The sequence below is a fragment of the Spirosoma aerophilum genome, assembly GCF_054782495.1.
In genome coordinates this window covers 130,967-141,244 of record NZ_BAAGSJ010000019.1, presented here as the reverse complement: position 1 = coordinate 141,244, position 10,278 = coordinate 130,967, and the positions used below count along the sequence as shown (strand labels likewise).

The window sequence follows — 10,278 nt, the reverse complement described above, 5'->3', positions numbered from 1 at the left end:
TTACCACGGCGAATATTACCCCCGCCGGTGCCTTGACGGGTACGGTCTCCTCGGCTGTAGCGAACTATGGCATACCCACCATTGCGGGCGCGGGACAGACCATTGGGTACAGCCAGCTATCGGCTGTGAATGGCTGTATTGACGCCGACAATGATGGCATCCCTGACTCTACCGACCTCGATGATGACAACGATGGTATTTTGGATACGGCGGAATGTGGCGGAGTAGTAACCGTTTACCTCGAAAGCTTTGAATCTACGACCATAAACGCCTATGATTCCGCCCCTAACTGGCAACCCGGCGTATGTTTGAATGGACAGTTGATCGCCACGGGTGGTGCCAACGGTACAAGCAAATACCTGTTTAATAACACAGGCGCCTGTACGTTCGGTGTTGGTGATGAAGTATGGGGAACAAAAACCGCTTTAACGGTATTGCCCAACACCACCTATCAGGTTAGCTACTACATGTCGGCGGTAGCCTCGGCCCCGCCACAGCTTGAAACCTGGATCAATGGGATAAAGGTGGGTAATGCTGTTACGGGAACTACCGCCTGGACAAAATATACTGCTACCTGGAACAGCGGCTCAGCGACCACACTGGATATGTCACTTCGAAACCTGACGAGTGCGTCGAGTGGTAACGATTTCAACCTGGATGAAATTCGGATTGAGAATATCAGCTGTGCAGACACTGATGGTGATGGCGTAGTCAACTCTCTGGATTTAGATTCAGATGGCGACGGTTGTGCCGATGCCATTGAAGGCGGAGCCGCCTTCAATACAGCAAACATCACCTCAGCCGGAGCCCTGACGGGCACTGTATCGTCGGCCACCGCCACCAATGGCGTACCTACGGTTGCCGGAGCCGGACAAACCATTGGGTTTAGTCAGAATGCCAGTGTCAACGCGTGTCTGGATTCAGATAACGATGGAGTGGCAGATCTTGATGATTTAGATGATGACAACGACGGTATTTTAGATACGGTGGAATGCCCCAATCTCAGTACGTATAGTGTATATACGTATAGTCGGTACGATGTTTCTCATGCTTCAAATATCCCTTTTTCAATAGTTGGGAATACGACTACAGTAGGCACTTTTAATCAAACTACAGCCGCTTCAAACATTACTTATAATACTGTTGGTTGGAAATTATTAGCTACTAATGTGGTTTCCGATGCTTCGCAAAAAATTACGGTTACCATAGCACCGGATGCCGCTACTACAGGAAGTTTCTTACTTGCTGATGCTATGTTAATAACCAACGGTGTAAATACGTATGTAATTGATGAAAGTAATACAGCCGGTTTTTCAAAAACAGGAGCATGGACTGGTCAATCCTTTGCCGGAAGTTATTTAAATAGTAACTGGGTAAGTTCTGCACCTCATACAGGGAAAACGGCAACCTGGGAATTCTCCAACATACCAAATGCAAGTTCAATTTGTGACACTGATGGCGATGGAATTTCAAATCATTTAGACCGGGATTCAGATGGCGACGGCTGTGCCGATGCCATTGAAGGGGGAGCCAGCTTCACGTTGGCCAACCTCACCCCTGCCGGAGCGTTGACGGGAACCGTCTCGTCGGCCACGGCTACCTATGGTATACCTACCATTGCCGGAGCAGGACAGACCATTGGTTTTAGCCAGAATGAAGCGACAAATGCCTGTACCGATACGGATGGCGATGGCATCGCTGATATTGACGATCTGGACGATGACAACGACGGCATTCTGGATACGGACGAATGTAACCCAAATAACCTGGTAGCGAACAGTAGTTTCACGAATGGGCTTACTAGCTGGACTGCCACAGGAGGCTGGGCATCTACAGGGGCATCTGCACTCAATAATATAAATGGCGTTGCCAATCAAACGCTCTCTCAATCCATAGCTGGGCTTAACTCAATTAGCCCCGGCGGGCAGGTCGTACTCACCTTCGATGTAGCCACCTACGATGTAAATACAACCAGTGCCGATTTGACGATATCGTTAGGAGGAACCCCATATGCGACCATTTCCAACCGCGTGTCGGGGGCACCGATCATTACCTTATTGAATCAGGCAACTGTCAGCAACTTTACAACGCTTGCGACCAACTACACCTTTGCCCGCGACGTCCAACTGACGATCCCCTGGGTAGGCAAGCCAGATGTAGCGGTATTAACCTTCTCCTTTTCGGCGGATTTGGACGATTTCCAGGTCACGAATGTGAGAATAAAAACACTCCCTGTCTGCGATACGGATGGCGACGGTATTCCCAACAGCCTTGACAAAGACTCGGATGGCGATGGATGCCCCGATGCGGTAGAAGGCGCAGCTGCCTTTACGATCTCCGGTGGTCAGGTTAATGGAACGACTGGTCAGTTAACGGGTGCCGTATCGACTTCGGCGGCTACCTATGGGGTACCGGTCATTGCCGGAGCGGGCCAAACCATCGGCATCAGCCAACTGTCGGCCATTAACGGCTGTACCGATACCGATGGAGATGCCGTTCCTGATCTGGATGATCTGGACGATGACAACGATGGCATTCTGGATACAGTGGAATGTGTGCCAACCAATTTGGCTATTAATGGAGATTTTGCGTCGGGACTGACAAACTGGACGGCAGTAGGTAGCTGGGCTACAAACGGTAGTCAGGCACTCGTTTTTGCCGATAATGTCAATACCTCAAGCCTATCGCAGTCGATTACCGGGCTTAACACGACAAATACCGCCGGTAATGTAGTGCTGACGATGGATGCCAGTGCTTACAATGTCTCCAATTCAGCATCCTATATAGGGGTTTTGTTGGGCGGCACGCAGTATGGCTTATTTAAATTCGAGGGGGCGGTGTTGTCATTTGTGCCTATGAATGGGGCTACGGCAAGTAATGTAACCCCGGTAGGTGCAAGTCCATCTACGTTTGCGACATTGCCAGCCGTTAGGATCACTATCCCGTGGGTAGGTCAGCCCAATACAGCAATCCTGAACTTTATTGCGTCGACCACTCAAAGCGATATGTATGTTGATAACGTCAGCATACAGAGCAATCCTGTCTGCGATACCGATGGCGATGGTATACCGAACGGTCTGGACAAAGATTCAGACGGCGACGGTTGCCCCGACGCTATCGAAGGCGGAGCCGCTTTTAACAGCACCCAGGTTACGCTGTCTGGCTCCCTAACGGGTACGGTCTCCTCGGCCACAGCTACCTATGGGGTACCGGTCATTGCCGGAACCGGCCAAACCATTGGTACCAGCCAGAACGCGAGCGTACTGGACCCAAGCTGCCCACCTCCTTGTAGTGCTACGCTGGCCCCGGCTCTATCGGCTACGACAAAAAGCAATCTTTGCCCGGCTACGACAGTAGACCTGAGCACCATTACAGTGAGCAACAAACCAGCCAGCAGTACGCTAACCTGGCATACGGGCACACCCGCCACGGCGGCCAACCGCATTACGGCTATCACGAGCCTGTCGGCGGGTACGTACTATGCCGCCTTCTTCGACGCCACGGCTAACTGCTATAGCGGTACGGCGGTAACGCCCGTCACGGCGGTCACTACGGCTTGTTGCAGCGCCACGCTGGCTCCGGCCCTGTCGGCTACAACGAAGACAAACGTTTGCCCGGTAACCACGGTTGACCTGAGCACCATTACGGTGAGCAACAAACCAGCCAGCAGTACACTAACCTGGCATACGGGCACACCCGCTACGGCGGCCAACCGCATCACGACTATTACGAGCCTGTCGGCGGGTACGTATTATGCGGCCTTCTTCGACGCCACGGCTAACTGCTACAGTGGCACCGCCGTAACGCCCGTCACGGCGAGCACAGTAGCGTGTTGTCAGGTTGGCTCGGCAGCACCAACGCTGTCGGCTACGAGCAAGACGAACACTTGCCCCGCCACCACGATTGACCTGAGTACCATCACAGCTAGTAATACGCCTGCGGGCACTACGCTGAGCTGGCATTCGGGTACGCCAGCTACGGCGGCAAATAAGCTTAGCTCGATCACATCGCTGGCACCGGGTACGTACTATGCTGGCTTCTATGACGCAGCCGCTAACTGCTATAGTGGCACCGCCGTAACGCCGGTCACGGCCACAACGGTAGCCTGCTGTCAGGTTGGTTCGATAGCACCAGTCCTGTCGACGCAGACAAAAACGAATACCTGCCCGGCCACGACCATTGATCTAAGTACGATTACGTCGAGCAACACGCCCGCGGGTATCGTGCTGACGTGGCATACGGGTAATCCGGCCACGGCGGCTAACCGGATCACGAACATCACGAGCGTGACGGCTGGCATTTACTACGCGGCTTTCTACGATGCGACGGCTAACTGTTACAGCAATCTGGCCACCACGGCGGTCTTTACCTCAACGGTGGCCTGCTGTCAGTCGGGTACGGTAGCTCCGGCTCTGTCGGCTACGAGCAAGACGAACACTTGCCCCGCCACCACGATTGACCTGAGTACCATCACAGCCAGCAACACGCCGGTGGGTGCTACACTAACCTGGCACACGGGAACGCCCGCCACGGCGGCTAACCGCATCACGGCCATTACGGCGGTGGCACCGGGTACGTACTACGCGGCCTTCTTCGACGCCACCAACAACTGCTTTAGCGGGGCTGGTTCGGCCGTAACGCCGGTGACGGCGAGTACGGTGGCCTGCTGCCCCAATCCATCGGTGGGTGGCTCGCTCACGCTGGTGGGTACGTTGCCGCTCTGCTCGGTGAGCAACCAGGGTACCCTTACGCTGACGGGTCAGACCGGTACGGTGGTGAAATGGCAGACCTCGACCAACGGCGGCCTCACCTTCACCGACATTCCGGGAACGGCGGGCCTGATGCAGTACAGCTTTACGAACGCCCAGAATAACCAGCAGTTCCGCGCAGTGGTGAACGCAGGGGGCAGCTGTTCTGATGCCAACTCAACGCCGTTTGCCACGCCAACCAGTGCTTCGGCCTGCTCGGTGGATTGCGACGTGAAGCCGGGAGGCATTATAAAATAATAACCATAATAACCACGAGTAACTAATACAACTGTTGCAGATGCCTGCAACTCAACTAAAACCGGCAATGAGAACCAAACTACACTTTCTACTACTCCAGCTCACGCTGATGACGCTTGTGGCTGTTGAACACCGGGCATTCGCGCAGGTGAAGATTGGAGCTAATCCTACAACGATTGGCGCAGCCAGTAATCTGGAGGTGGAAGCCGCCAACGGCAATAAAACGATTGTGAATAAAACCACGGGGCAGATGACCGTGCAGGATGGTACGCAGGGAGCAGGCAAGGTGTTTACTTCCGATGCAACCGGAGCCGCCAGCTGGCTGCCTGCTCCTGCACCAACCGCATCGAATACCTACCCCTTTGTGTCTGTAATAGGGAGCACTGCACAATCATTCCTTCAAAGCAATGTTGGTCAAACCCAACGTGAATTATTGTCTGCAGGGGAAATCTCAGACCCTACAAATTCGTTTTCGCCGGCCACAGGGCGGTTTACGGCTACCTCAGCTGGTTACTATATCTTCTACGGGTCGGTACAATTTGACAATACTGGAATAACATCGCCATCTACGCCAACATTTACACATGTTGCGCTTACACTGTCTAAAAATTTTGGGTTGCCTGCCAGTCAAAAATTGACTCAATATGTAGCAACACCACTTAGTGTCATCAATAGCGGCTCGGTATCCACAATGGTGTATCTCGCTGCAGGAGATTATGTGAGCATGACAACTGGGGCTCAAACAAATCTCAATTCAGGTTTCTATAATGTAGTCGCCATTGGTTTTTATGGCTACAAATTTTCCGACTAGACCTGTTCGGCCTGTATAGCCTGGGCTTTAACAAAACCTGACGCACAGTACACAGTACTAAATCCCTAGCAAAGATTACCCCTATTTCGCCTGGACGATTGACCCGTAACTGCCTTGCAGTCATTCATTTGCCTTTGTCATGCTAATCAGCACTACAGAAAATAAAATTATGAACATAACCTATACCCTCACATTTGCCCTACGCAGGCACTGGATGGCGTGGTCCTATATGGTAGTGCTGGTAGGCATACTGGCAGGTTCTGTGGCCCAGGCACAGACGGGAAATTATGTGTTTTCCGGGGCAGAGGCCGTGAACTATGGCGTGGTCGACCTGGCCACGCCCGGCGGGCAAACCTGGGCAACCGACCGTGGGGCCACACCCGGCTATTTTTCGGCCGTGGGTACAGCCTCCTATACGGGTGCCAGCGATGCGGCCAATGTCAACGGCTATGTCAAACATTACGCCACAGCGGCTAATCAGTCATTTACATTTACTGTGGGATCGGGTACAGACTACCGGGCGCTGAGCGTGAGCGGTACGCGGTCTGCCTCCTCAGTAATTGGAGTGGCCTGGATTGTCGGCGACCCGTCAACGACGACAGACCCAACAGCCCCCAATGCGGGCACCCACGCGATCACATCAGTAGGTACGGGTATAACGGCGGTGAGCCCGGCGGGTATGTGGGATTGGCAGGATGTGACCGGCAACGCAGCGGGTCTGACCGTGACGGTTAGCCTACCCAACCTGAGCAGCTTTGGTCTGGCTGGCAATCTTCGGCTGGTGGGCTGGAACGGCACGCAGTGGGTAAACCTGTCGGGCAGTACGGGCGCGAGCGGCAATACGGAAAACAGCCCCCTGAGCGGCACGATGATCAGCGGCATAACAGCGTTGGGAGTTGGCTTGAGTAACTCTTGCCCCAACCCAACCGTGGGCGGTACGGCTACCTATGCGGGTGGTACGCTCTGCGATGTGTCGAACGCCGGTACCATCACGCTGTCGGGTCAAACCGGTACAGTCGTAAAATGGCAGACCTCGACCAACGGCGGTGCCAACTGGACCGATATTGCCGGTACGTTTGGTAAAACCTTATACAGTTTCGTCAATGCCGCCAACGGACAGCAGTTCCGGGCGGTACTCAATAACGCGGGCAGTTGTTCGGATGCATTCTCCGCTCCGGCAACGATCAGCACCAGTCCCACGGCCTGTTCGTCGGCCACCTGCGACAAGTCGAGCGGCACAGTTTCCTTCACGGTAACCCCCGCCAGCACGGGCAGCAACTACAGTCACGTCATCATCATGACCAACAGTGCCGGTGTCATTCAATATGCGTCGGCACCAGGCAGCAGCACGCTGACCAACGTAGCCGTTGGCAACTACCTGACGTACCTGGTAAGTTACGATAACACGCAATCGCCCCTGCCCACCCTGACCGTCGGCACCAGCCTGTCGGCCATCGGTGGCGCCTGTGTGGCCTACTCAAGTCAGTTGGCCGTGAAGGTATGTCCAAGTGTGGTGTTCAATTGCGCCAGCATCAGCGTAGCGGGCTCGTTCATTGTCGGTACGCCCTCGTCGGGTACCCTGACCGTGCCTATCACGGGTGCACAGGCCGGACCGTTCAGCCTGACCCTGACCGGAACCGGTTTTGCGTCGGTGCCATCGCCCTTCGTCACTACGCTAACCGCCAGCCAAACGGCCATCAGCATTCCATTTACGTATGACGGCAGCGGGGTGGCCAGTGTCAGGAGCCTGTCGCTCAGCTCGGCCCAGGCTAACAATAGCTGTACGCCAACCGTAAACGTCTTACCCTTTACGCCCTGTATTGCCCTGACCCCCGGTCAGGTGATTCCGGGAGCCCCATCGGTGCTGACGGGTGGCGCTACGTCCTTTAGTTACGTGGGTGCGTCGGCCGGTAGCAGCGTACGCTGGTACGTGGCCCCGTCGATCACGGCCTCGCCCAGCAGTGGAACGGGTACGGTAACCCCGGCCATCACGTTCCTGAACGCGGGCTATTATCAGATCATTTTTGAAGAAACGAACAGCAGCATCCCCGTTGGCTGTAACGTCCCCAACACGGTGCAGTCGACGCTGGATTACCTGGTGAATGCGCCGGTCAACCCCTGCGCCAGCCCCGGATCGAGCACCGTGGTGACGTCGCCATCAACGGCGGCCATCGTCATCGGTGGCACGGGCAGCTTCACGCTGGTGGGTGGTCAGCCATACAATAATGTACAGTGGCAGATCATTCCGGCCACGGGAGCTTCGCCCAATACCGGTTCTGGCGCCATTACGCCGTCCATTACCTTCAGTCAGGAAGGCCTCTACCGCATTGTGTACACTATGACCAACGCCGGTGACCTGACCTGTACGCCAGTACAGAAAGTAAGTTCGGGCCTCATTTCGGTGGGTCTCAACCCCTGTGCCGCACCATCACCGATTAGCGTAATCAATGCCGCCGGTCTGCAAACGACCCAGGTAGGAACCACCACGACCTTCAACGCCATTGGCGGTATACCCGGCACCATGACCTGGAAAGTGTACCCCACCACGGGCGTATCGAGCGTGAGTGGAACGGGTAGCTCGGCTACGCTGACCTTCACGCAGGCAGGCAATTACATTGTGACGTTTATCTCGTCGAACAGCTCGCTGCCGCTGGGTTGTACCAAACCGGTCGCCACGGCGGGCAGCACGTCGATACAGGTGGTTGCCCCCGCTATAGTTGTTACGCCGGATATTGCCAATACGAAAATAAATACGCCGGTATCGGGCAACGTACTGACGAATGATACCGATCCGGCTGGTAATCCGCTGACAGCTTCGGTAACCACGCAACCCACTGCCGGAACGGTGACGATGACTCCCACGGGCTCTTACACCTACACGCCCCCCACAGGCTTTACGGGCGTAGTGACCTTCTGCTACACCGCTACCAGTACGCTGGGGGTAAGTGCTTCTACCTGCGTGACCATCAACGTACTGCCTGATCCGTCGCCCATCGGCAACAATCCGCCAGTAGCCAATAACGACGCCACCCAGACTACCGCCGGAACGCCGGTAACCGTCGCCGTACTGGCCAACGATACCGACCCCGATTCGGCGACCACCCTCAACGGCCAACTCAACACCCCAACCCTGGTGTCTCAACCCAGTGCGGGCACGGCCGTGGTGAATGCCAACGGAACGGTGACCTACACGCCCCCGGCCAACTTCACCGGGGTGGTGAGCTTCCCCTATCAGGTCTGCGACAAAGCCACCCCGGCCTTGTGCACGACGGCGCTGGTGAGTGTGAACGTACAACCCACGCCCCCGGCCAACACCACCCTGGCCCCGGTGGCGGTAGATGACGCCCTGATCACGCTGGTGAATACCGCCAAGACGGGCACGGTGGCCAGCAACGACAGTGATCCGCAGGGCTTGCCGCTGACCTACACGACGGGCCAGCCCAGCAGTGGCACGGTGGTGATGAGTCCGACGGGGTCTTATACCTACACCCCGGCACCGGGCTACACGGGTCCGGCCAGCTTCACCTATGCGGTGTGCAACTCGGCCAACAAGTGTGACGTGGCCACCGTGAGTATTCTGGTGCAGGCACCGGCAACTCCGGTTGTCGTGCTGAAATTGAAAGTACTGCTGCAGGGTGCCCTGGTAAATAACACGAGTAGCCTGATGCGGGATGACCTGCGGAGCAAGAAATTCCTGCCGCTGCTCGAACCCTACACGGCTATTGGCGGGGCTCGCTTCACCCACGTGAATGGGGGTGGGGGAGAGACCATGCCAGCTAGTGTGACGGGTCTCAATATTGGCACGGGAGATGCGGTCGTGGACTGGGTCTTTGTCGAACTTCGTAACCCCGCCAACCTGTCAGCGGTAGTAGCCACCCGCTCGGCGCTGGTGCAGCGAGATGGCGATGTCGTGCTGGCCAGCGATGGGGTATCCCCTTTGAGTTTCAGTGGTTTGTCGGGAAGTAGTTTCTACGTGAGTGTTAAACACCGTAATCACCTGGGTGCCATGACGGCCACCGCCATTCCGTTGTCACTAACTGGCACGATTGTTGACTTTACGACAATGACTGCTTCGCAACTTTACAACACTGTTATTAATGCATTCAACTATGACGGGTGGGAGCAGATCACAGTGAATGGTAAACAAGCTCTATGGGCGGGTGATGCCAACCACAACGGAAAGGTCAAGTATCAGGGAGCTAATAATGACCTGATTACCATATTCTCTGAGGTAATTGCTGCTCAGCCGACTAATCCGAACCCATTGTATAACTACGACAATGCGCTGGGCTATTACTTCGGTGATGTCAACATGGATGGTAAAGTCAAGTATCAGGGTACAACCAATGATACCTCACTGATCTTTACCAATGTGATTACCAACTACCAGACCACGACTCAAATGAACAGTGGTCAATTGTACAACTTCGACTTTATGCTGGAGCAAATCCCATAACGTAA

At 55.1% G+C, this 10,278-nt stretch carries 3 protein-coding genes; all 3 read left to right on the top strand.

Translation table 11 applies throughout. The features are described 5' to 3' along the window. On the top strand, positions 1 to 5,006 hold a 5,006-nt coding region (locus ACYVK4_RS25825), incomplete at its 5' end, for a beta strand repeat-containing protein (protein WP_461130462.1). Between the two features lie 67 nt (positions 5,007 to 5,073). Beyond that, on the top strand, positions 5,074 to 5,817 hold the full coding sequence (locus tag ACYVK4_RS25820; RefSeq protein ID WP_461130461.1) for a complement C1q domain-containing protein: 744 nt from the start codon (positions 5,074 to 5,076) through the stop codon (positions 5,815 to 5,817). A gap of 169 nt (positions 5,818 to 5,986) precedes the next feature. Next, complete coding sequence (locus ACYVK4_RS25815) at positions 5,987 to 10,273, top strand: Ig-like domain-containing protein (RefSeq protein WP_461130460.1); 4,287 nt, start codon at positions 5,987 to 5,989, stop codon at positions 10,271 to 10,273. The last annotated feature ends 5 nt before the right edge of the window (positions 10,274 to 10,278 follow it).